This is a genomic window from Microbacterium sp. J1-1 (assembly GCF_024498615.1).
Classification (GTDB): domain Bacteria; phylum Actinomycetota; class Actinomycetes; order Actinomycetales; family Microbacteriaceae; genus Microbacterium; species Microbacterium aurugineum.
In genome coordinates this window covers 214,155-237,155 of the sequence record NZ_CP089590.1, presented here as the reverse complement: position 1 = coordinate 237,155, position 23,001 = coordinate 214,155, and the positions used below count along the sequence as shown (strand labels likewise).

The 23,001-nt window shown below is 63.5% G+C and carries 15 protein-coding genes; 8 read left to right on the top strand and 7 right to left on the bottom strand.

Features of this window, described 5'->3' with window-relative positions; translation table 11 throughout:
• Positions 1 to 23: 23 nt before the first annotated feature.
• Positions 24 to 1,253: an MFS transporter gene (locus LRQ07_RS01110; RefSeq protein ID WP_256535586.1), complete on the top strand. Its 1,230-nt coding sequence runs from the start codon at positions 24 to 26 to the stop codon at positions 1,251 to 1,253.
• A gap of 19 nt (positions 1,254 to 1,272) precedes the next feature.
• Here the strand turns inward: LRQ07_RS01110 and LRQ07_RS01105 are convergent, their stop codons facing one another.
• Both LRQ07_RS01105 and LRQ07_RS01100 read right to left on the bottom strand, forming a co-directional pair.
• Positions 1,273 to 1,578: a hypothetical protein gene (locus tag LRQ07_RS01105; protein ID WP_256535585.1), complete on the bottom strand. Its 306-nt coding sequence runs from the start codon at positions 1,576 to 1,578 to the stop codon at positions 1,273 to 1,275.
• Between the two features lie 327 nt (positions 1,579 to 1,905).
• The gene (locus tag LRQ07_RS01100) at positions 1,906 to 2,421 is read right to left on the bottom strand and encodes a hypothetical protein (RefSeq protein ID WP_256535584.1); all 516 of its coding nucleotides are present in this window, start codon (positions 2,419 to 2,421) and stop codon (positions 1,906 to 1,908) included.
• Between the two features lie 152 nt (positions 2,422 to 2,573).
• Here LRQ07_RS01100 and LRQ07_RS01095 point away from each other — a divergent pair, with 152 nt between their 5' ends.
• The 4 genes from LRQ07_RS01095 to LRQ07_RS01080 all read left to right on the top strand — a co-directional run bounded on the left by LRQ07_RS01095 (position 2,574) and on the right by LRQ07_RS01080 (position 12,819).
• Complete coding sequence (locus LRQ07_RS01095) at positions 2,574 to 3,860, top strand: hypothetical protein (protein WP_256535583.1); 1,287 nt, start codon at positions 2,574 to 2,576, stop codon at positions 3,858 to 3,860.
• Positions 3,860 to 5,695, top strand: a complete 1,836-nt coding sequence (locus LRQ07_RS01090; protein WP_256535582.1) for a DUF262 domain-containing protein — start codon at positions 3,860 to 3,862, stop codon at positions 5,693 to 5,695. Before LRQ07_RS01095 ends, LRQ07_RS01090 begins: the two co-directional genes overlap by 1 nt.
• A 139-nt stretch (positions 5,696 to 5,834) precedes the next feature.
• Positions 5,835 to 12,329, top strand: coding sequence for a DUF3320 domain-containing protein (locus tag LRQ07_RS01085; protein ID WP_256535581.1), 6,495 nt, complete (start codon positions 5,835 to 5,837; stop codon positions 12,327 to 12,329).
• A 304-nt stretch (positions 12,330 to 12,633) separates the two neighbouring features.
• Complete coding sequence (locus tag LRQ07_RS01080) at positions 12,634 to 12,819, top strand: hypothetical protein (RefSeq protein ID WP_256535580.1); 186 nt, start codon at positions 12,634 to 12,636, stop codon at positions 12,817 to 12,819.
• 94 nt (positions 12,820 to 12,913) lie between these two features.
• On the opposite strand, the gene LRQ07_RS01075 is transcribed toward LRQ07_RS01080, so the two are convergent.
• Positions 12,914 to 14,128 carry an exonuclease domain-containing protein gene (locus tag LRQ07_RS01075; RefSeq protein WP_256535579.1) on the bottom strand — a complete coding sequence of 405 codons (1,215 nt, stop codon included), beginning with the start codon at positions 14,126 to 14,128 and terminating at the stop codon, positions 12,914 to 12,916.
• A gap of 71 nt (positions 14,129 to 14,199) precedes the next feature.
• On the opposite strand from LRQ07_RS01075, the gene LRQ07_RS01070 reads away from it, so the two are divergent.
• Entirely contained in the window at positions 14,200 to 14,793 is a 594-nt protein-coding gene (locus LRQ07_RS01070) for an HNH endonuclease (RefSeq protein ID WP_256535578.1), read from the top strand.
• Complete coding sequence (locus LRQ07_RS01065) at positions 14,793 to 15,020, top strand: DUF6361 family protein (RefSeq protein ID WP_256535577.1); 228 nt, start codon at positions 14,793 to 14,795, stop codon at positions 15,018 to 15,020. The genes LRQ07_RS01070 and LRQ07_RS01065 overlap by 1 nt, the downstream gene beginning before the upstream one ends.
• 458 nt (positions 15,021 to 15,478) lie before the next feature.
• Here the strand turns inward: LRQ07_RS01065 and LRQ07_RS01060 are convergent, their stop codons facing one another.
• Genes LRQ07_RS01060 through LRQ07_RS01050 form a run of 3 tightly spaced genes read right to left on the bottom strand, consistent with a single transcriptional unit; the run spans position 15,479 to position 19,478 of the window.
• Positions 15,479 to 16,666 (bottom strand): GIY-YIG nuclease family protein, encoded by a 1,188-nt coding sequence (locus LRQ07_RS01060; protein ID WP_256535576.1) that lies wholly within the window; start codon positions 16,664 to 16,666, stop codon positions 15,479 to 15,481.
• Positions 16,663 to 18,648, bottom strand: coding sequence for a DEAD/DEAH box helicase (locus LRQ07_RS01055; protein WP_256535575.1), 1,986 nt, complete (start codon positions 18,646 to 18,648; stop codon positions 16,663 to 16,665). Before LRQ07_RS01055 ends, LRQ07_RS01060 begins: the two co-directional genes overlap by 4 nt.
• A complete protein-coding gene (locus LRQ07_RS01050) occupies positions 18,645 to 19,478 on the bottom strand; it encodes a type IIL restriction-modification enzyme MmeI (RefSeq protein ID WP_319944144.1) in 834 nt (277 codons plus the stop codon). Before LRQ07_RS01050 ends, LRQ07_RS01055 begins: the two co-directional genes overlap by 4 nt.
• Positions 19,479 to 19,496: 18 nt before the next feature.
• On the opposite strand from LRQ07_RS01050, the gene LRQ07_RS01045 reads away from it, so the two are divergent.
• Positions 19,497 to 20,798 (top strand): ISL3 family transposase, encoded by a 1,302-nt coding sequence (locus tag LRQ07_RS01045; RefSeq protein ID WP_256535573.1) that lies wholly within the window; start codon positions 19,497 to 19,499, stop codon positions 20,796 to 20,798.
• Here the strand turns inward: LRQ07_RS01045 and LRQ07_RS01040 are convergent.
• Positions 20,787 to 22,790, bottom strand: coding sequence for a DNA methyltransferase (locus tag LRQ07_RS01040; protein WP_256535572.1), 2,004 nt, complete (start codon positions 22,788 to 22,790; stop codon positions 20,787 to 20,789). The two genes, LRQ07_RS01045 and LRQ07_RS01040, sit on opposite strands and share 12 nt — an antisense overlap.
• Between the last annotated feature and the right edge of the window lie 211 nt (positions 22,791 to 23,001).

The window sequence follows — 23,001 nt, the reverse complement described above, 5'->3', positions numbered from 1 at the left end:
CTCGAACCTTATGAGGAGTCGCCATGACCAGCACCGCGCCGATCATCCGTCCATCGATGGCGGACAGCACCTCGCCCGGCGCAGTCCCCCGGGCGCGGCTCGGATTCGTGCTGGCGATCGTGGCGCAGATCCTGATGATGGTCGGGGCGAGTGCGCCGTCGCCGTTCTATCCGGTGCTCGCGCAGGACATCGGGTTCCCGGCTGTGGTGATCAGCGCCGTGTTCGCGGTGTACGCGGTGGCGCTGCTGCTCACACTCCTCACCGCCGGTTCGGTCTCGGATCACGTGGGTCGTCGTCCTGTCGCGATCGCCGGGTTCCTGCTGCTGGCCGGGAGCATGTTCCTCTTCTGGCACGCCGATGCCGTCGCGGTGCTGTTCCTCGCGCGCATCCTGCAGGGCGTGGCGAGTGGTCTGCTGATCTCGGCCCTGTCGGCGACGGTGCTCGACTTCGCACCGGGTGGGCGCGCCGGGGTCGCGGCGCTGTGGAACGCACTGAGCCCCGGGATCGGACTCGCGCTCGGGGCGCTTGCGTCCGGGGTGATGCTCGACGTGAGCGGCGAGGCCCTGCTCGACGTGTTCGCGCCCTTGAGCTCGGTCTACCTCGTGCTGGCGGCGCTGTTCCTGCTGGTGCCGGAGACCGCGCCGCGCACGCCCGGAGTGTGGGCGTCGCTGAGCTTCCGACTGTCGATCCCTCCGGCGATTCGGGCCGACTTCTGGCGTGGAGCTCCGGCCGTGATCGCGGGGTGGGCGACGGGTGGACTCTTCCTGTCGCTCGGCGCGAACATCGTGCGGGGCGAGCTCGGCGGGGAGGCGCACGTGTGGCAGGGGCTCGGCGTCGTGCTGCTCGCCGGTGTCGGTGCGGTGACGGCCTTCGTGCTGCGGCGGATCTCCGCGCGATCGATGGTGCTGTTCGGCACGTCGGCGCTCGGGGTCGGGACGCTGCTGTCGCTGATCGCGCTGGGGGTGGGGTCGCTGCCGTTCTACCTCGTCGCGGCGGCGGTCACCGGCATGGGCTTCGGAACCGCGTTCTCAGGAGTCGTCGCGTCGTTGGCTCCGCGGATCCCGGCGACGCAGCGGGCCGACACCTTCGCCGTCCTGTATGTGCTGGCGTATCTGGCCTTCGGAGTGCCGGCCGTGATCGCCGGTGCGCTGGTCGGGGTGTTCGGGCTCGAAGCGGTGTGCGTCGGGTACGGGATCGTGGTGATCGCGCTCGCGGGGATCGCGTTCGGACTGCGGGTGCGAGCGGTGCGGTAGCGAGGTCGGCACCCGAGCATCACGAGCAGAAGTCTTCTGCGAACCGCTCGAATTCCTCGGGACTCACGACGGGGTCATCCGAAGAGTCGTAGATGTCGGACGCGAACATCCCGATGGGCGTGAGCACCTCGCCAGGTTTCACGGCCGCCAGCTCGCTCGCGCTGAAGAGGCCGGACTCCGCGTTCTCGCCGTTGTCGCCGAACGCCTTCACTGCGAAGAGGACGTCTTTCCCAAGTGTCTGCTCGCGGAACGGCATCGCCACCTCGCCCTCGCCGCTGATCGGCTCCGACAGGTTGTGAACTCCTTCGTCTTGACGTTGGTCCACCCATCGGGATCGCCGTCTTGGTTGGGAGGGAAGGAGTTGACGGCACGGAGCTCGAGGAAATCGACCGAGCCGTGGCACAGGCGCACGAGGACTTCGAGTGAGCCGTCCCGCTGCCGGAGTAGGCCCAGGGTTCCGGTGGCGGCAGGCGTGCACGCCGTCAATGCCAGCATCGGCGCAAGGAGCAGGATCGCAATACCGCGCCGACGTTTCATGAAGGCACGCTAACCTGACGCGTGCGCCCGAGGCGTGAACGTGCCGCAATCGTGATGGCGGGCTTTCGAGTGCCCGAAGATCCGATCTAGAGGTAGAACACCTGCCGTCCGGGCGTCAGGGCCCCGTCATCGGCTCGATCACGACGTCGATGACCCCGAGCGGGAAGGGGCTGAAGACGGACCAGGAGCTGGATGAGAACTGCTCGAGCGGAATCAGCTGGAACCACACGTGCGAGACCACGAGCGCTATGGCGACGAGCAGACCGGCTCCTCGGATCGCGCGTTCCAGTGTCCTCAGGGCGGCCCGCTCATCCGATGCCTTGGTGACGCGCCCAATCGCGATCAGGACGATCAGCGCGATGCCGACATAGACGAACACGCTGGGACGGAGTGCCAACGAGACGCACATCGGAGCCTGCTCGACCGATCGGCCCTCCGCGTCGATGAACCCGCCCTCAGCATCGATTCCTCCCGGGCAGAATCCCTTGCTGCCGCTCATGAAGACGGAGTAGAGGACTCCCGCGACGAGGGCCCAGATCAGGAGCCGTCGGATGCCTATGATCACCACAGCTCCGGGGAGCCCGGCGGCAGTGGTGTCGGACTGCGGCGCCGGGGGCGATATGAGTGACACGGCGGACTCCTTCGAGGTCGGTCCTCTTCATCATGTCGGAGGAACCGGGGGCGGGGGAAGGGCGGCAGGAGGTGCGCAGTGTCGCGTTGTCGTGCGCATACGCCATGATCTTCATAGGCGCGCATGGGGTTTCGCACGAAAGGGCATCACGTATGGACGACGTAGATCTCTCCGAGATCGAGCTGATCACCGACGGGGATGGGCTCGCCCTGATCGGCCCAGCGTCCAGCGTGGAACAGTTCTTGACATCCAATCGCCTCGAGTCTCGCGATCTTGAACTTCCGCGGCTTGGGAGCGCCTTCGGAGGTGGCGCCGCTGCTCTCAAGGCAGGCTCCGAGCTCACAGCGAACTCCGGGCGCTGGATGAAGCTGACTGAGGAGTCGTGGGCTGCTGCTCAGAAGCTGCCCAAAGTGACGAACTCCTCAAGCGGAAACCTGCACGCAACTCTCCGTGCTCCCAATGGGCAGTTCGCGAAGAATTTGCAGTTTCTCAAGACACCGGGATCGATGCTGACTAACCCAGCCATGCTGGCGGGCGTCGCGGGAATCATGGCCCAGGTCGCGATGCAGCAGACCATGGAAGAGATCACCGACTATCTCGCCGTCATAGACGAGAAGGTCGATGACGTGCTCCGAGCGCAGAAAGATGCTGTGCTCGCGGACATGATCGGCGTGGACATGATGCTCGAAGAGGCGCTGACCATCCGAAAGGAAGTCGGTGGCGTTTCAGACGTGACTTGGTCAAAGGTGCAGGGATCGGCGATGACGATCGCGCGCACCCAGGCATACGCCTTGCGCCAGATCGATGCCCTTGCGGAAAAGCTAGAAAGCAAGTCCGTCAATGAACTCGCCGACCTGTCGAAGAACGTCGACCGTCACGTGCAGGATTGGCTCGCTGTGCTCGCACACTGCTTCTACCTGCAGGAGGCGACAGGGGTCATCGAACTCGACCGCGTCCTCCAGACATCTCCCGAGGAACTCGACCGTCACCGAATCGCGCTCCGGACGGCTCGCGCCAACCGCGCGGAGGTGATCACACAAGCCACGCGGCAGCTCCTCAATCGCATGGACGTGGCTGCGTCGCTTGCGAACTCGAAGGTGCTCTTCAATCCGCTCGAGTCTCCGGCGATTGTTCGGTCGAGGAACGCAGTCAATGACTCTGTCGGAACTTTCCACGATCACCTCGGCGTCGAAGCGGCCCCAGACGAGCTTGAGTCCCGGCGTTGGTCGGCCGCAGTTGCGGACACCCGCGATGACTTGCTCCGAGCCGGCAGCGACGGCGTAGACACGGCGCTCCGCCTCGGCACCGAAGGCATCGAGGCGGCGACACGCATCGGCGCTGAGGGCGTGGACAAGGCCAAGGAGATCGCTGGATCGTTCGCCGACTTCGCCGGACGCACATTCAGACGCCGCAGCGCGAAGGGCGAGGTGGGCGAGTAATGAGCACCGGGAGCAAAGCCCTCGATCGGCCCGTCCACCAGTGGCTCTCCGATATCGCTGCCGGCAGGCTTCACCTTCCAAGTTTTCAGCGCGGTGAGGCCTGGGACCGACGCCGAATCGAATCAATGCTGCGCACGATCATCCGTGATCTTCCGCTGGGGATCACTCTTGTCCTCGACGTCGGCGAGGAAGAGCAGTTCCATTCGCGGCCGCTGGTGACCGCTCCGCAGACGCATGCGAAGGTCACGGAGCACCTTCTCGACGGGCAGCAACGACTCACCGCGCTTTGGCGCTCACTCAAAGGCAACTACGAGGATCGCAAGTTCTTCGTCCACCACCCACTGCTCGACGAGGACCCGCAGAACGATGATGACGGCGTCGACGTCTGGTCGTACACGACGTGGAAGAACAAGAACGGGCAGTTGATGCCGCGCTGGACAGAAGACCCCGCTCAATGCGCACAGCGAGGCCTGATTCCCGTGCACCTTCTGGACCCCGCGTCGGATGATGAGGTAGGCGCGTGGATCGAGAAGGCGACTTCGCACCTCAAGCCCGCGCTCCACGCCGAATCCGATGCGACACAGATCTTCGCCGCCATGGAGGCCTACGACGCGCGGCGACGGTTCCTCAAGGACGACGTCGTTTCTCCACTCCGTGAGACGGTCAAGCACTATCGACTCCCGTACTTGAATCTTCCCGCCAGCACACCCAAGTCGGTCGCTCTCGAGGTGTTCATCAATATGAACACCAATGCAAAGCCGCTTCGCCCGTTCGACATCGTCGTCGCAGAGGTGGAGAACGCGACCGGAGCTCGGCTGCAGGAGATGATCGACACGTTCGTCGCGCAGCATCCGCACGTCGGCCCTTTCGGTTCCGTGTCCGATCTCCTCCTTCAGACGATCGCGCTGCACCAGGATCTCTCGCCGAACAAGTCTGGCTTCTTCAGCCTCGATGCCGATCGACTCGTCAAGGAATGGGACCTCACGCTACAAGGACTCCTTGACGCGATCGAGCTTCTGGGACAGATGCGAATCTGGGATGCCGAGCGACTGCCCACGGCCGTAGCGGTGCCTGTCGTGGCTGCGATGTTCGTTCGTGCCCCCAAGCTCGGAGATGCCCGAGGGCTCGTCGAACACATCGGCAGGAAGTACCTGTGGACCTCGTTCTTCACCGGCCGCTACGACGGCGCAGCGGCGACTCGTGCGCATGCGGACGCCAAGCCGCTCCTCACCTTTGCGTCCGCGCCGACTCCCGGTGCGCTCACGATGCTCGACTCGACCGTGCCCGTCCTCAACCGCGAGGTGTACCCGCTTCCCAGTACTCGGGCGCTCCAGGCCGCGGGGTGGCCGAGTGGGCGGAGCAGCCTCGCGCGCGCGATACTCGCCGCGACCAACTACTTCGGTGCGCGTGATTTCGCGGATGACTCACCGCTCAGCGCATCCAACGTCCGGAAACGCGAGTACCACCACCTCTTCCCGGCGAAGCTGCTGAGCGACGCCGGAATCGATCCGAACCTGGCACTGAACTGCGCCCTCATCACGTGGCGGACGAATCGCACGATCGGTCGACTCGACCCGATCGCCTACCTGGCAGCGCGCGCCGAGGCTGCTCCGAGCGTGGACTCCGTTGAGGCTCGGCTGCGGAGTCACGTGATCCCCGTCACGGCTCTTCGAGATGCAGGGCCATATCCGGACGCGGTGGTCGGCGCCGAACTTCTGGCGCAGGTCGGGCCGGACTTCGCGAGCTTCATCGAGTTGCGCGCCGAAGCCGTGGCTCGCGCAATGACGCGACTGTGCGAGGGCGAAGGGCCGGAGCTCGCCGCGGTCTTGAGCTAGGAACTGGGTATGAGACGCCGTTCGCACATGTTCCGTCGACGGAGAGCCGTCCGATACCCTCGCCTTACTCCCTGCGATGTCGTCGGTCACCCCTATCGTCGATCGACTCGGCATCGAAAGGTCCAGCAGGAGGAGACCCGTGCGAGACAGCAACCATCATTCCGACGTCGGCGATGCGCTCGGAGTACTGATCGACGGCTTGCGCCCGTTCGTAGACCGCGTGCTCGCCGAGGCTGCACCTGACATCAGTGATTGGACCACGATCCTTCAGCAGAAGGACCGTCGCGGTGGTCGCAACGTCACCCAGTACTCGCGCGGTGACCTCTCCTTGATGCTACGCGCCATGACCGAACATCTCGGCGAGCTCGGCTACCCGTTCGAACGTGCGTTGTCGCGTCAGGGCAAGCTGTATGCGAGCGAGCTTCGGCAGGTCCGCAATGGCTGGGCACACAATCAATCGTTCTCTGCCGCCCAGGCATACCGCGCTATGGATTCGATGGAGCTGCTCCTTCGTCTGATTGCCGCCGACGACGAGGCCGCCGAAGTCGCGAGGTTGAAGACCCCCATACTTCCTGCTCCCGCGATGGCCAACTCCGGTCAGCCGGCCGCCGAGTCGACTGCTCCGCTCGACCCTGGCACTCGCGCCCGGATTCCCAACGATGCGGCTGGTGCCGTCGCGACGCCCGGATCGATCACTCAGCGAGCCGTCGCGCGCATCGAGACGAACGCGATCACGTACCTCAGCTATCCGATGGCGATGAACCAAATTCCGGTGCTCGACGAGGTCACTATCGTCGATGTCCTCGAAGATCACCGCGGGGCATCCCTCGAAATCGATGTACTCTCCGCAACCGGCTCCCTCGGCGACCCGAAGGTACAGTTTGTCGACTTGGAGGTCGGACAGTCGACGACCATCCGCGACATCGGACTGCAACTCGACCCGCAGCGCATGCTTGAGATCGACGTGGAACAGCAAGGCGTGCTGCGCGTCACGCTTCGCGACGCGGCAGGAACCGTGCTCGCGCTGTCATCGAAGGATGTCCGGGTGCTCGCGGCGGATCAGTGGATCGGCACTCCGCTTCAACTCGGCCTCGAACTGCTGGCAGCCCACGTGCAACCCAATTCCTCCGCACTTCCGTCCCTGCTCGTCGAAGCAAGCGATCTTCTCGGTGTTGCAACAGGGAACACCGAGATCGACGGATACCAGTCCGAGAGTCCCGAGCGGGTCGATGCGATCGCAGCTGCGATCTACGATGCGATTCGAGGTCGGGACATACGATATGCCGAGCCGCCCGCGACCTGGGGACAGCGTGGCCAGCGAGTTCGAACCCCGCGCGAGGTCCTCGAAGAGCGTCTCGGCACGTGCCTCGACACCACGATCACGATGGCATCGGCGCTCGAGCTCGCCGGAGTTAACTCGACCATGTGGCTCGCAAACGGGCACATCTTCCTCGGATACTGGCGCTCCGACCACTCGCTCGGTACCGTCGCCACAACCGACGCGATGGAGCTTGCCAATCTCGTCGATCTCGGCCATATCGGGCTCATCGAAACAACGATGCTCACTGGCGGCGCTGAGTCCCGTTCGTTCGGCGACGCGAATCGCGCACCCCGGGCGAGGTACCTTCGCCCCGACGCCGAGTGGAACGAGTTGCTCGGGGTCACCGACGTGCGCGAGGCCCGCGAGCATCAGATCTTCCCGCTCCCGAGTCGCGCAGTCGCGACCGACGGAACTGTCGTCATCACCGCGTACGAGGCGCCGAAGCCGGTGGCTCCCGAGCCGTACTTTGCGCCGAGTGGGGCCGCGGGCTCCACTCCTGGCGGGTCGACGGTTCCACGTCGCGTGCAGTTGTGGAAGAACGCGCTGCTCGACCTCAGCCTTCGGAACAAGTTGATCAATTACACCGACCGTGCCGGCTATCGCCTGGAGGTTCCACCCTCGTCGGTCGCTCGACTCGAAGACACGATCAACGCTGGCCAGGCAGTTGCCCTCAACGCGTCCGACGACATTCCGACCGTCGATAAGGTGCGCGGCGTTCGTTGGGCGAAGGACCTCCCTGAATCGAATCGCGAGGAAGCACTCACCACGAAGCGCCGCGCGTACATCGACATCACAGGCGCCAGCTACACGAGCAAGCTTCGCTACCTCGCATACAAGGCCAAGACCGTTGTTGAAGAGAGCGGCGCGAACAACCTCTACCTCGCCTTCGGGATGCTGCATTGGAAGTTCGGCGATCGGGAGCTCCGGTCGCCGCTTGTCTTGGTGCCGGTGAACCTGACCACGGCGAATCGTGGTCAGGAGTACCGCCTCGTCCTCGACGAAGCCGGCACCTCTACCCCGAACTACTGCCTTCTCGAAAAGCTTCGGCTCTCGTTCGGACTGGAGATTGCCGGGCTTGCGAACCCAGTCGAGGATGCCTCGGGCATCGATCTCCCCGCCGCGTTCCACGCTGCGCGCACCGCGATCGCGGCGGCCGGTCTGCCCTTCCGGGTCGAGGAGTCTGTCGATCTCTCGATCCTGCAGTTCGCGAAGTTCCGTCTCTGGAAAGATCTCGACGAGAACTGGGAAGTACTCGCCAAGAACTCGCTAGTCTCGCACCTCATCCAGACTCCGCTCGAGCCCTTCTCCGACCCGATCGCGCCTGCCGCCGGAGTGGACCTCGACGAGCTCGGCGAATCCGTGCCCGTGGCCGCCGACGCCTCCCAGCTCGATGCGGTTGCCGAAGCGGTCGCCGGTCGAACCTTCGTCATTGAAGGCCCTCCAGGCACGGGTAAATCGCAGACGATCACCAATCTGCTCGCGCGCTCCCTGGCGGCTGGAAAGCGAGTGCTGTTCGTCGCCGAGAAGCGGGCGGCGCTCGACGTGGTGAAGACCCGACTCGAATCCGTCGGCCTCGGCGATCTCTCGTTGGATCTGCACGATAAGTCGGCACGCCCTGCCGCAGTGCGAGCTCAGATCAAACGCGCGCTCGACCTCAACGTTCGGGCCGACAGCACGAAGCTTCACGCCGACAGTGAAGCCGCCCAGTCGAGCAGGCGTTCACTCGCTAGGTACGCAGATCGGTTGCACGAGCCGAACGCCGCGGGCCTCTCGCTCTACTCCGCCCGAACGACCGACTTGGCCTTAGACCCAGATGCACCCACGCTCACGATTCCCTCGTCGCTGGTCGCGAATGCCGATACGCCGACCCTCGACTCGCTCCGCCAAGCACTTCGTCAGCTCCCCGAAACCGCGGACTTGGCCCGACCGAGCCTGAACCACCCGTGGGGCTTCGTTGATGAACGCCCAGGCACTCGTGTCGAGAGCTCCCAGCTGCATGCCGTGGCAGCAGCGTTCGATTCAGCCCTCGGTGCTGTGGTCGAGAGTGGGATTCCGCTCAACCAACTCGCCCTCAAAGGCTCGCCCGCAGGCATCACAACGTGGACCGAAGTGAGTCGCGCGCCACGCCACCCGCTCGCAACGATCGACGCCCTCTCAGACCCGGCGTGGACCGCATTCCTGGTGAGCCTTCGCGCTGAAGTGTCGAACTTCCCGAAGCCGGCATGGCTCGCACGGGTTGGAGCGAGCGTTCTTGCCCGTGACATCCACGGAATTCACCGCGACGCCGTCGCTGCTGACGCTTCGGGTTTCTTCGGGCGCAAGAAGCGCAGACGTGAAGTTCTGGCCCGCTTCACCGACGAACTCACGGTCGAGCCGAAGACCATCCGATTGAAGGATCTGTCGTCGTTGACCGGCGAAATGGATACGACGGCGACCGCAGTTGACACGCTCCGCGAACGACTCGGCAAAGTCCCGATCCCACTCGTGGATGCCTCATTCAACCCGCTCATTCCGGCCGACGCCGAGGGCGTCTTGTCCCGGCTCAACTGGACCACGTGGCTCTGTACGGCTCTCGGGAACAGCGATGACCCGTTCGTCGGCGCCTTACGCGCGTACTTCGCGAGCACACCGGTCGGGGCATCCGCTGGAGAGCTGGACCGCTTCCAGTCCGCCTGGCGAGAGTTGCAAGCGGCCGCCCGAACCGATTCCGAGGCCGCACTCGACTGGGTCGGTGATTCGGACTTCCTCACGAAGTGGTGGACTACCCGTGGGGAACGTCGCATCACGGAGACCGGGCACATCGGACTCGCGCGTTGGCTCGACTTCGCCAGAGCACTCGAACCGCTCCGGGCGGCGGGCCTCGAATCTGCGCGGCGCGCGCTCTTGATCGGTGAGGTGCCGGCCGAGTACGCGGCGATCGCATTCGACAAGGGCGTCGCAAAGGCCTCGATGCTCGAACGACAGGACGCGACTGCGCTCACCGGATTCGATCTCCAAGCACACAACCGCACCATCAGCAGGTTTACGAACGCGACGCACGCGGTACGCTCCGAGCTCCCCCGATCCATCCCGGCTGAACTGTTGGCTGACAGGCGAGTCTCATCTGCGGCAGGCGGAAAGATGGGAGCCCTCCGGCGCCAACTCGACCGGCAGCGAGGCGGCATGTCGGTGCGCACGATGCTCGAGAACTTCGGTGATCTCATCGTCGAGGTCATGCCTTGCACGCTGATGAGCCCCGAGTCGGTCGCTCGATTCTTCCCCGCGCAAGCCGACCTGTTCGACATCGTGGTGTTCGACGAGGCGTCCCAGATTCGCGTGGCCGACGCCGTCGGAGCGATGGGACGAGGCCGCGCCGTCGTCGTGGTCGGCGATAGCAAGCAGATGCCGCCGACGTCGTTCGCGGACGCCGGCACCTCGATCGACGATGACACCGACTACACGCCGGAGACTGTCGTCGACGAGGAGTCCATTCTCTCGGAAAGCGTCCAAGCCCAGGTCCCCCGGAAGTGGCTGTCCTGGCACTACCGCAGCCAAGACGAATCACTGATCGCGTTCAGCAACCACCACTACTACGAGAACCGGCTCTCGTCATTCCCGGCTCCAATGTCGACTGCCGCAGACGACGGCATCGACGGGCACGGCATCGCCTTCGCGCGCGTGCACGGGCACTTTGAACGGTCCGGGCGAGGGAAGGCGCTTCGCACGAACCGAGTCGAGGCAGAGGCGATCGTCGATGAGGTGCGTCGCCGATTCACCGCGTCACCTGACGAGATTCCGTCGCTCGGCATCATCACCTTCAACGCTCAGCAGCGCGACCTCGTCGACAACATGCTGCGCGACACCGGAGATGACCGCATCCTCGCCGCTCTGGATGCCCGCGACGGCGTTTTCGTGAAGAACCTCGAGAACGTGCAGGGCGACGAGCGGGACACCATCCTGTTCTCGGTCGCGTTCAGCGTGAACGATCGAGGGGTGCTCCCCCTGAATTTCGGGCCGTTGTCACGCGCCGGTGGAGAACGTCGACTCAACGTGGCGATCACTCGCGCCCGCCGTCAGGTGGTGCTGTTCGCAAGCTTCGACCCCGACCAACTTCGGGCGGAACAGACCGGGTCGGTCGGTATCAAGCACCTCAAGGCCTACCTCGAGCTCGCCGCGCGCGGTGTCGAAGCGGTCACTGATGAAACGCGTCGGATGCCTCGTATCGATCGACACCGCGATGAAATCGCCGCCGAGCTCCGCTCCGCTGGATACGCGGTGCTCACCGATGTCGGACTCTCCGAGTTTCGGGTCGACATCAGCATCGCCGATGCTGATGCGCCCGATCAGCCGCTCGTCGCGGTGCTCCTCGACGGCGAGAACTGGCGAGCACGACAGACCGTTGCCGACCGCGACGGGCTTCCGGTAGATGTCTTGAAGGGGCTGATGCGCTGGCCAAGCGTCGTGCGAGTATGGCTCCCAGAGTGGCTGCACGATCACGAGGGTTCCCTGAAGCGTCTGGCGGAGGCTGTCGAAGATGCGAAGGACTTCCTCGCGACGGCACGCGAGCACGCATCTGAAGCGACCGTTGCCGCGGGTGTATCTGGGGGCGGGCCCGAGCCTTCGATCACTGAGTCTTGTGTGGCCATCTCGGCCAAAGAAGACCTCAGCAGCGCACGGGTCGAGCTCGACCGCGCGACGGGGCTGATCCGCGCAGCGCCGATCACTCCCACAGAGCCCGCGCCTTTCACGCCTCGTAGACACCCTGACGTCGCAGACTTCTCCCCATGGATTCCTGTTCGACTGGGAACGGTGGCCGTCCTCGACTCACTCCCGAGCGGTCGAAGCGCCACCCAGGTGCGTGACGCGATCCGGGAAGTGGTCCGGTCAGAAGGCCCGGTCCACCGCGCGCGTGTCGTGAAGCTTGTCGCTTCCGCCTTCGGGCTCGACCGAGTCGCGCAGGTGCGTGCGGCCGCCATCCTCCGCTGTGTACCGAGCGAGCTGATCCGGGCCAACGGAGAACACCCCTTCCTCTGGCCGGAACAAATCGAGCCCGACACGTGGATGGGGGTCAAGTGTGTTGAAGCGGGCGCCTCTCGCGATGTCGAACATGTTTCGCTGGTCGAGATCGCGAACGCGATGCGTGTCAGCGCCGACCTTTCGGGCGGCATGACCGACGAAGAAATCAAGCGCGACGCGTTAGGCATGTTCGGTGGCAAGCGCCTCACCGCCGCGATCAGGGAACGCCTCGAAGCTGGGCTTGCCTACGGACTCGAATCAGGGCGACTCGATCGGGATCCGACCGGCTATGTGGTGAACGGGCTGCGCGGGAGCTAATCCATGGAGACGAAGGACAGGATTCCTCACGTCGTGAACCCGACAGGAGCGACTCATCCAGCTCCTTCGGGGATGCAATCCGTGCACAGAACACTCAACTATGTGGTTCTTGTCCAGATCTGTACCGCCACCTCTTCCCTGCAAAGCTGCTGAGCGACGCCGGAATCGATCCGCACTGAACTGCGCTCTCATTACTTGGCGGACGAATCGTACGATCGGTCGACTCGACCCGATCGCCTATTTGGCTGCGCGCGCCGAAGCCGTACCCAGCACGGAGTCGGTCGAGGCTCGATTGCGGAGTCACGTGATCCCCGTCACGGCTCTTCGAGATGCAGGGCCATATCCGGACGCGGTGGTCGGCGCCGAGCTTCTGGCGCAGGTCGGGCCGGGCTTCGCGAACTTCATCGAGCTGCGCGCGGAAGCTGTGGCGCGCGCGATGACGCGACTGTGCGACGGCGAGGGACCGGAGCTCGCCGCGGTCTTGAGCTAGCTGATTGAAGAGATCCCGAGGCCCACTCGCGCGAGGGTCGCGAAGCACTGCCCAGATCTGAAGCATCGTCAGTGACCTGATCTACCTGGGTAGATCAGGCGTAGCGTTCGGCGAGCCAAGACTCGCCGACGATGGGGATGCCGTAGTCGCGAGCTTTTCGGGCCTTGCCGGAGAGAGAGTCGGGATCGGCCGCGATCACGAGGCGCGCTGCTTTGGTCACGGCGGGCTTCACAATGATCCCGTGTTCGCGGAGACGTTGCTCCCAATCGGAGCGTGCTCGCGTCATCTCCCCCGTGAGAACGACAATGTCTCCAGGGGTCAGCACGAAAGCAGACATCGACGGAGGTTCCACGATCTCAACGGGATGAGCCACGGCATCCAGCACGATCTCGACGGGGACTTCGAGAAGCTCCGCAACGGAGATCAGATCGGCGCGCTCATCGTCGGTGACCATGCCATCCGCCCAGGCGATTCTGACGAGGGCCGCGAGGTAATCACGGTGCAGCCGCTCGACCGTTGTGCGTCGCAAGCCGGCTCGCTCCGCGAACGCGACAAGAGCATCCTTCTCGTGCTCCGACAGGTAGCGATCGAGGAGGCACCGCTCGACGAGGGCGACATACTCCGCTTGCTCATCGGAGTCGCTAAGGTCCGGAACGCGGTCAATAATTCTCTCCAGGAAGCTGGGCGAGTATTCCTCGACGCCCGAGCGAGCGAGCCACTTGCCGCGCTCCCCCGAGTACGGGGCGAGACGCTCGGCCTGTCCGAGCAGGTCGCGCCAAGAAGACTGTCCCGTGCTCGCCACGAAAGCGCCAAGGAGTTCCGCCGTCGCGCGCGCATCAACCGCTGCGCGGTGTGCCCCACTGAGCTCGATGTCGAAGGCAGCACAGCAATCAGCGAGCGTGCTGCTTCCACCGAGGTGGGTGCGCGCCAGTCGCATCGTGCAGAGGCTAACGAACGGCACGCCTGCCCAATAGGCCGCGCGCCCGAGCTCAGCTTCGAGGAATCTCATGTCGAAGGATGCGTTGTGCGCCACGACTACGCGCTGTGAGAGCAGATCGACCAGGTCGGCAGTGATGCCCGGGAACTGCGGCGCTCGCAAGATCTCCCGAGCGCTGATGCCGTGGATGTCCTGACGCCCGAGGTCCCTACCCGGGTTAATGAGCGTCTCCCACTGGCCGGTGATCGTGCCATCCGGCTCAGAGTGGACCACGGAAATCTCGATCGCCCGATCGGTCCCCTCGGCGTAGAAACCCGTGGTCTCAAAATCGATGGTCGCGAAACCGGAGGAGGGCACGGGAATCGAGGTCATGCCGCCACTGTATCGGCGACCGTAGGCACTTGTTCTGACGCTCTCGCCGCGGATTCCGCCATGATCGAGGCATGAAGTCCCCGATCTACCTCAGCTTGTTCGCGATGCCGAAGCCCGTGCGAATCATGGGTCGGAGTTCGAGCATCACGAACTCGTTCGTGAACGGCATCATCCCCGTGGTCGTACCGACCGAGGCAGAGGTCCGGGCAGCCCTCGAGATTCTCGGCATGCTCGATCGTGTGAGCTGCAGCTACTGCGGCGACACCAGCACGGAATGGGACCACCTTCGTCCTCTGGTGAGCAACCAGCGACCGACGGGATACATCTCCGAGATACACAACCTCGTACCCGCCTGCGGCAAGTGCAACCAGAGCAAGGGCAACAAGGACTGGCTGACCTGGATGTGCAGCTCGGCCCCGCTCTCTCCGAAATCTCGCGGTGTTCCTGACATCGAAGATCGCATCGCTCGCCTACAGGAGTACGAGCGCCAGGCATCCCCGACTCGTGTCGACTTTGAAGCGGCGGTCGGGCCCGACCTGTGGCAGCAGCACTGGGCGCACCACAAGCACCTGCTGGAGCTGATGCGCGCGGCCGATCAGGACGCGCAGGAGATCAGAGCCCGCGTGCGGGAAGCCCATGAGGCCAAGAGACACGCGGTGACCTGATGACGTCCGTGATCACCTGGCTCGACGTGTCGGCAGACGAGCAGCTACGGATGCGAGAACTCGCGGCGATGTTCACGCAACGAGACAGCCGAAACGAGCTGGGCATCGGGCAGCTCCGCGACGGCATCAGCGACGCCATGTTCCCTGGCGCGTCAATCCTGCACACCCGCGTGCGCTATCTGCTGTTCGTGCCGTGGTGCTTCCAGTACGCCGCACAGTCGAGGTGACGCGTGAAGGGCGGCACGCGCCAACCCGATGCGACCGAGCTGGAGCTGATCGAGACCCTGCGGTTCTCGCCGGATGCGGACGGTCTGCTCGGCTCGGAGGAGGTATGAGACGCGGCGTTCGCTGCTGCTCTCGCGTCGCCCGAAACCAAGTGATTTGGACCAGTTCGCGCCATGGTGGGTGTACGAGGGGGACGCCCGGATCCAGCGGCGAATTGCCTCGTTCACGTTGAGCAGGGATCACGGGAAGTGCGAGCGATTGCTCGACGCCCTGACCCTGTACCGCCTCACCCTCGGGCAACCCCGACAGGAGGACGTGGTGCGGTTGATGCGGCAAGGCGAAATGGGCCGAGACCTGGCGGTTGGTGCGATCAATCTGCGCCCACCCACCAGGCACGTTTGAGATTCACAGCGATGGCGCGGCAAGACCTCGTCTGAACGACGGGGAAGAGGCGCTGGACTCACTCGACAAGTCGCACCAACTTTTGCTGCACCTTGTCGTAGCAGTAGTCGACGATTTCTCCGGACATAATCATCGCCACGGCCTGGTTTATAGCATCGAGCGGAACGACGAACCACTCGGACGGACCGTAGTCGTGTCCCTTCCGGTCGATCTGCGTCAGGTCGAGGCGAACGTCCGCGAAGACGCGGTGCAGAAGACTCTCCAACGCCGAGGCCTTGAAGTTGTAGACCCTGTAGTCCGCGACAATCTTGACGGGAGCCATCAGATAGGTCGGGGACGTGGATGCACCCTTCACGCGCTGTTCGACACTCGTGGTCGAGAAGCCAATCTTGTGCAGGTGCTTGAGATTCGCGATCAGCGGGTCCGTAGTGAGTGACTGCAGCACATATATGTGGCCGCTTTCGATGTCTGCGTCCAGGATCTCATCCGCGTCGTGACCGGTGCGAGCCAGAACCTGCCCTTGTGCCTCATACATCCGCGTCATCAGACTCTGCTTGTACATTGCTGACTCGGTACCGTTCTCAAACACCACTCGCAGGCGCTGCTTCTGGGTGCGCTTGCCACCTACGACGAGGTCAACGTCGTCACCGACCTCCGCCACGAAACACATCACGCCGTTGAGGACGAAGAACACACCCTCTCGGATCAGGTCCATGCCGGTGAATGACTTCAGCGTGAAAGTGCCGTCGGCGAGCTCTGCGTGCTTCGCTTTGAACAGCGGCTCGAAACGTTCGAAGTCCTTCGCCTTCACGCGCTGTGCGACTGACTCTGCGGACTCTGGCCGCTTGATTGCAGGCAAGCCAGACACATCAAGTATCCCGGCGTCATCGCCCAGCAGATCGTCGAGATCTTCGCTCTCGAGCAACTCATCGAGCGACGCTGGCGCTGCAGGCGCTTCGAGCAGACCGAACTCGTCGAGATGCTTCACCGCTTCAGCTTTCGCCTCGTTGGCGAGAAAGCCATCCAGCCGTGCACCGAGCTTACGCTCGGCGATCTCACGCGTCTGCGCGCTGGGTGCCCGCCCTTCGCTACGCCGGAACTCGACGATCTCGAGGAAAGCGCGCTCCAGGCGGTCGGATGACGTGATCTTCTTCGGCTTCTCCGGCGCGTTTAGCAGCTCGTCGTCGAGGATGTCGTCGATTGTGAGGACCACGTTCTCGTTGAACGTGAAATCGATCGGGGTCACGACGGCTCCCCCGTCTCGGTCGCCGCCTTCTCGGCCTCGCGCTTCTGCTTCAGCTTCTGTAGGAACAACAGCGCCGCCGCCATGTGCTTTTCCACGGCGTCATCCGAGCGCAGGTCGGGGCGCTTGCCGTTGACCTGCACCCAGGTCTTGATCTTCGGGTACAGCGCCAGCGCCTCCTCTTCCGAGAACTCGATCTTTGTCGATGTGATCGTGTCCTGGATCAGACGCAGCACCGAGGGCGTGACCGACTTCGACAGCACCTCGAACGCCCGCTGGAACGGGTTCACCGAGTCGATGAGGTTGATGTTCAGCTCGTCGATGTTCACGAACTTCTCAGCCATCTTGATGAAGCGCTTGTCGCCGACTTCGCGAACCTCGCCGTTCTTGATCACCGAGTCCACGATGACCTGTTGACGCACCTCTTCGACCTGATCTTCGGTGAGGTCGGGGTACTTCTCCCGGATGATCTTCGGGATCAGCACTTTGTTCGTCGTCTCGGCATCAATCGATCCTGCGGCTGCCCGAGCGAAGGTGTCATCCTGCAGAATTGTCGCCTTCAGGTCGTTCAGGTCCGTCGCGACGATCTGCCTCACACGGTCGCTGGAAGGCTCCTTGAAGCCCTTGATCTTGAGCTCGCCCTTCTTTGCTGGCTCGTCATCGTCGAACTTCTTCGTCTTGAAGTTGAAGTTCGGCGCGAGCACCTGCTCCATGAGCAGCGAGGCCGTGATGGCCTTCAGCATGTTGTTCACCGACACCTTGACCTCGCCTTGTGAGGCATCCGGCTCCGCGATGAGGTTCGTAAACTGCGCGTGCGACTTGCCTGGGCTGTCACGGGTGACTCGACCGATGATCTGGATGACTTCGGTGAGCGACGCTCGGTAGCCCACCGTCAGCGCATGCTCTGCGAACGGCCAGTCGAAGCCCTCCTTCGCCATGCCCAGCGCGATGATAATGTCGACCCCATCGCGCTCCTTCGACGCGGTATGTGACAGGTAGTGCAGCGTGTCGCCGCGCTTTTTCTGATCGGTGTCGTCGACGAGGTCCGCGACTCGCACGACCTCACCCGTGTCCTCGCGACGCACGCTGATGATCCCCGTGTCGGGGTCCGTCGACTCGACCTGGCCGATTGCGTCGATGATCCGGCCGACCTCCTCGATTTTGTCCTTCGTGGACTCGCCGGAGTTCACGCTCGGGATGTGCACGATCGTCTTCTTGTCGAGTTTGAGCACCTCATGGATCGCGTCCGTGTAACGGCCCTGGTAGAAGTGGTGCCCGATGCCCAGCGACCGTAGGTGCTCGTAGCCATTGAGCTGGTCGTAGTAGTTGAACGTGACCGGTGTGAACTTCGCCTCGTCCTCGGGCGAGAGCACCGGCACGGAGTCTCCGCGGAAGTACGACCCCGTCATGGCGACGATGTGGACGTCCGAGCCGTTCATCACGTCCCGGAGCAGCGCGCCCAGCCGCGACGACTCGGTGTCGGCGGAGACGTGGTGGAACTCGTCGATCGCCAGCACCGCGCCGTTGAACGATTCCGGGGCCAGCTTCTCGAACGCGAACCGCAGGGTCGCATGCGTGCACACGAGCACGGCATCGGGGCCCTCGAGGAACTTTACGAACGCGTCGACCTTGCCCGCCGATGATCCTGCGTCGCACAGGTTGTGCTCGTCTTTGATCTCCCAGTCCGCCCAGAAGCCGTGCTTCGTCAGCGCTGTCGAGGCGAATGACGCGCCGATGGACCGCTCCGGCACGGCGACGATGACCTTCTTGCGGTCCTGGTTGTAGAGCTTGTCCAGCGCCACGAACATCAGCGCGCGGGACTTGCCCGACGCCGGTGGGGCCTTCACCAGCAGGTGCTGGGCGTCGCGCTGCTCGAACACGCGCTGCTGCATCTCGCGCATGCCCAGCGCGTCCGTGTTCACCGACGCCTTCGTCTGCGCATACGTGACATCGACGATGTTCACAGGCTTGTTGATCGCGTTCACTTCGCAGTCCTCCGGGTCGTCTTCGCCGGGGCCTTCGCGGCCTCCTCAGCAGTCATACGCTCGTACAGCGCAAACAGGTCCGAGAGACGTTGCTCGTCCGTCTCGTACGGCTTCTTCGAGTAGATCGAGTCGACCAGCGCATCGACCGCCGCGTGCGCGTCACGCAGATCCTGCGGCATCTTGTCCGGATCGTAGAGCTCGGCCAGTGTCTGCTCGCAGTGATATTCACGGACGTCCAGCACACGCAGAGCGGCGACAGTCAGTTTCTCCTTCACCGCTTCCGATAGTGGCGGAACCGGGAAGTTGTTGTAAATGATTGTGCCCGAGTAGCGGTAGTCCGTCTTCATCTTGCCGCCGACTGCTCGCACCCAGCTCATGTGGGCTCGAGAAGTGAGCAGGGCAAACGTCCACGGCTCTACGCCGTATGCGGCGTTCGCCGAGTTGGAAATAACCGTCGAAGGATCCAAGTACCCGATAGGTACATAGTCTCGACGCTCCGAGGAGGTGGCAGGAACAATGACAGACTCGACATCCTGATGTGCCCAGAAATAGAAGCGATTTGGCACGCTCGCCATCTCTCGAGTTGACTTCTCGCTACTCTTCAAGCGGTGCGCACGCACGGCGTTCAGACGTCGTTCGATTTCAGGGTTACGCGAAGCTGTAACCACGTCCTCGTCTGGCACTACCAAGCACCATCGTGTCTTTCCATTGATGAATTCGTCCGAACCACTGAACCGGCTCTTCGCAGTTGAGGGTGTAGTCGAGGGTCGGCGGCTGGTTCGCGGATAGACGTCGAGGTCTTCCAGGATGGAAGTTCTCACACTGCCCATCTGCCGGAAGACCTCGACTTGCACCACCCTACGTTCGCGACCCCTGACCTCACCACGTTCTGCCGTCTCGATGAGCTCGGCCTCGAAGCCATCGGCCAGTTGATCGAGCCCGACCGGGCGGTACTCGAGTGCCGCGTCGTTGACGATGACCCGTGGTGTCGGAAGTGTGGCGCCGAGGGCGTGCCGCGCGACACCGTGACGCGTCCGCTCGCGCACGAGCCGTTCGGTCACCGGCCCACGACGCTGCTGGTGCGGGTGCGCCGCTACCGGTGCGGCCACTGCCGCCGCACCTGGCGGCAGGACACGACGAACGCGGCGGCGCCGCGGGCGAAGATCTCCCGCGGCGGGGTCGGGTGGGCGCTGAAGGCGATCGTGGTCGACCACCTCACCGTCTCCCGCGCCGCGGCAGGCCTGGGGGTGTCGTGGCACACCGCGAACACCGCGATCCTCGCCGAGGGCAAGCGGCGGCTGATCGACGATCCGGCCAGGTTTGACGGCGTCACCACGATCGGCGTCGACGAGCACGTCTGGCGTCACACCCGGTTCGGTGACAAGTACGTGACCGTGATCATCGACCTCACGCCCGCCCGCAACAAGACAGGTCCCGCACGGCTGCTGGACATGGTCGAGGGTCGGTCGAAGGCGGTGTTCAAGCAGTGGCTCGCCGCCCGGCCCAAGGAGTGGTCGAAGCAGATCGAAGTGGTCGCGATGGATGGGTTCAGTGGGTTCAAGACCGCCGCGTCCGAGGAACTCCCCGACGCGGTCCCGGTGATGGATCCGTTCCATGTCGTCCGGCTCGCCGGTGACGCCCTGGACCGGACCCGGCAGAGGGTTCAGCAGGACACTCTCGGGCACCGCGGTCACGCCGGCGACCCGCTCTACGGGGTCCGCCGCACCCTCCACACCGGCGTGAGCTTCCTCACCGAGAAGCAGACTGCACGGCTGGACGCGGTGTTCGCGGTCGAGGAGCACGTCGAGGTCGAAGCGACCTGGGGCATCTACCAGCGCATCGTCGCCGCCTACCGCGAACCCGACAAGAAGAAGGCGAAGGAGATGATGCGGTCGGTGATCGATTCCGTCAGCAGTGGCGTCCCCGCGATGCTGGCCGAGATTCGCCGGCTCGGTCGGACGTTGAAGCAGCGCGCCGCGGACGTCCTCGCGTTCTTCGACCTGGCCGGCACGAGCAACGGTCCGACAGAGGCGATCAACGGCCGACTCGAGCATCTCCGCGGCTCCGCGCTCGGCTTCCGCAACCTCGCGAACTACACAGCCAGGAGCCTGCTCGAGGCCGGAGGTTTCAGACCCTCGCTACACCCTTGATTCCGAAGAGCCACTGAACCCGCGAATATACTTGCTCGCCCATGGTGCCGTCGCGAGGAGCTCATCCTTCTCTGAGGTGCTCAAGATCAGGTTGCCGCCGTCGTTGGGCATGGAACCGAACCCAAGCTTTGGCAACGAAGATGCCAATGGGGAACTTCGCCGACCTATCCATATGTCGGGCCCATCTGCAAGATAAGGATTGATTCGTGCGGCGCTGATCCTAATGTCACCTGTGAAGATGTATTTTTCTTGCGAAGTGATGTTGCGTAACCCCAGCACAACACAGGTAACGCCCGCAGCATTCTTCGCATGATTCGACCACTTGAAGGATGTGTAAGCATAGCCAATTTCCAGGTCGGAACCAAGTACCTGAGGCCAGAGAATCCCCACTTGTTCACCTTGAGTTATGGAGTTGGTTGTAACAAACGCCAGACGCGCGGATGACCCTCGGATGTATTCCGCACCTTTGATCACCCAGGCAGAAACATAGTCCAAACTTCGGAATTTGTCCGCAACTGTGGCGAGATCGCGTTTCTGAGCTGCAGATTGGTTACGACTCCCGAGGTACGGCGGATTTCCCAAAACGTATACTTCTGTATCCTCCGACCGCGGACAAGCATCTTGCCAGTCAACAAGAATCGCGTTGCCTGCCTTGATCTGCCCCATCTCCTTCAGCGGGATCAGAGGGATCTCGACGCGAAACTTCTCCCGGAACTCCCGGTTCATCTGGTGCTTCGCGATCCAGAGGGAGAGGATCGCGACCTCCACGGCGAAATCGTCGATTTCGATGCCGTAGAAGTTCTCGATGCTGATCTTCGAGTCGGCCCAGAGAACCTGGTGCGAGGAACTCAGCTCAGCGAGCCGCTCGAGGATCGCGTGCTCGAGCTTGCGTAGCTCCTTGTACGCGATAACGAGGAAGTTTCCCGACCCACAGGCAGGGTCGAACACCTTGATCTCTGCAATGCGGTCAAGCAGTCGGATGAGCCGCCGCTCACTGTCCTGCGCATCGTTGATCTCATCCCTCAACGCATCGAGGAAGAGCGGCTCGATCGTCTTCAGGATGTTCGGCACCGAGGTGTAGTGCTGCCCCAGGTCGCTGCGCTTGCCCGGTGTGACGATCGCCTGGAACATCGAGCCGAAGATGTCGGGATTGATGTCGCGCCAGATGAGCGTGCCTGAGGCGATGAGCTCCTCTCGTGCCTGCTTCGTGAAGCGCGGCACGACCTGATCGTCCTTGACCGTGAACAGCCGGCCATTGACGTAGGGGAAATCGGCGAGATGCTTCGGCTTGTCAGCCGCGTTCTCTGTGTCGAGCGCCTTGAACAAGTCGGCCAGGAACTCAGCGAGGTCCGATCCATCGGACTGCGTCTGGGATCCGATCGCGTTCGTGAACTGGTTGTCCCCTAAGATGCCCGTGTCCTCCGCGAAGAAGCAGAACAGCAGTCGAGTGAAGAAGATGTTCAGCGAGTGGCGGCCTCGCTCGTCGTCGAAGATCCCCGGGTTGGCCTGCAAGAGCTCGTCGAAGAGCTTGCCCATGCGCTCGGCAGCCTTGACGTCGGCATGGGACTCAGCGACGTACTGCGCCTTCTCCATGCCGGCCCACGGGAGAAAGAACGTGAAGTGCTGGTCGATCTCGCGGATCGCGAAGCCGATGGTCTCGTTCGTCTTAATGTCGTGAGCGACCAGTTCGACGTAGTCCGTGACGATGACAAACCGCGTGCTGAAGCGAACGACCGCGGGAGTCGACTTGAGCTCCTCGATGACCTCCAGCGGGTCGCTGGTCGTCTCTTTGAAGTAGACGACATTCTTCTGCGCGACCTCGGTCGACGAATCAATTGCTACGTTCAGCGACCCGTTACGCAACCTCGTCACGTTGCCCTGGGGCTTTCCGTAGGCGAGTAGGAGGTCGAAGATGAACTCTCGGTCGTACTCGTCGCGACCAGCCAGCGGCGCGACGCGCTCCTCGACAGCTTTGAGGCTGAGTCTCGCCATATGGAAGTCCTACTCTCACGCACGCCAAGTTGGGAGCCAGCACATCACGCAGCCTTGCCGCCTCTCCAACGATGCGGTGCCCGCGTCCGTCCATCCTATCTAGCGGTTGTCGCCGGATCAGGAAGACGATTACCTGCTCGATCGCGCGCGGGGAGCAGCAGTTGGTGACCTCTACCGGCGCGGAACGGATCAACCGTCAGGCCTGCCCCAA

What these genes read in the sequence shown, in the direction of transcription:
- LRQ07_RS01110 (WP_256535586.1), top strand. Translation starts at nt 24, where the DNA reads ATGACCAGCACCGCGCCGATCATCCGTCCATCGATGGCGGACAGCACC.
- LRQ07_RS01095 (WP_256535583.1), top strand. Translation starts at nt 2,574, where the DNA reads ATGGACGACGTAGATCTCTCCGAGATCGAGCTGATCACCGACGGGGAT.
- LRQ07_RS01090 (WP_256535582.1), top strand. Translation starts at nt 3,860, where the DNA reads ATGAGCACCGGGAGCAAAGCCCTCGATCGGCCCGTCCACCAGTGGCTC.
- LRQ07_RS01075 (WP_256535579.1), bottom strand. Translation starts at nt 14,128, where the DNA reads ATGACCTCGATTCCCGTGCCCTCCTCCGGTTTCGCGACCATCGATTTT.
- LRQ07_RS01070 (WP_256535578.1), top strand. Translation starts at nt 14,200, where the DNA reads ATGAAGTCCCCGATCTACCTCAGCTTGTTCGCGATGCCGAAGCCCGTG.
- LRQ07_RS01065 (WP_256535577.1), top strand. Translation starts at nt 14,793, where the DNA reads ATGACGTCCGTGATCACCTGGCTCGACGTGTCGGCAGACGAGCAGCTA.
- LRQ07_RS01050 (WP_319944144.1), bottom strand. Translation starts at nt 19,478, where the DNA reads ATGGGCAGTGTGAGAACTTCCATCCTGGAAGACCTCGACGTCTATCCG.
- LRQ07_RS01040 (WP_256535572.1), bottom strand. Translation starts at nt 22,790, where the DNA reads ATGGCGAGACTCAGCCTCAAAGCTGTCGAGGAGCGCGTCGCGCCGCTG.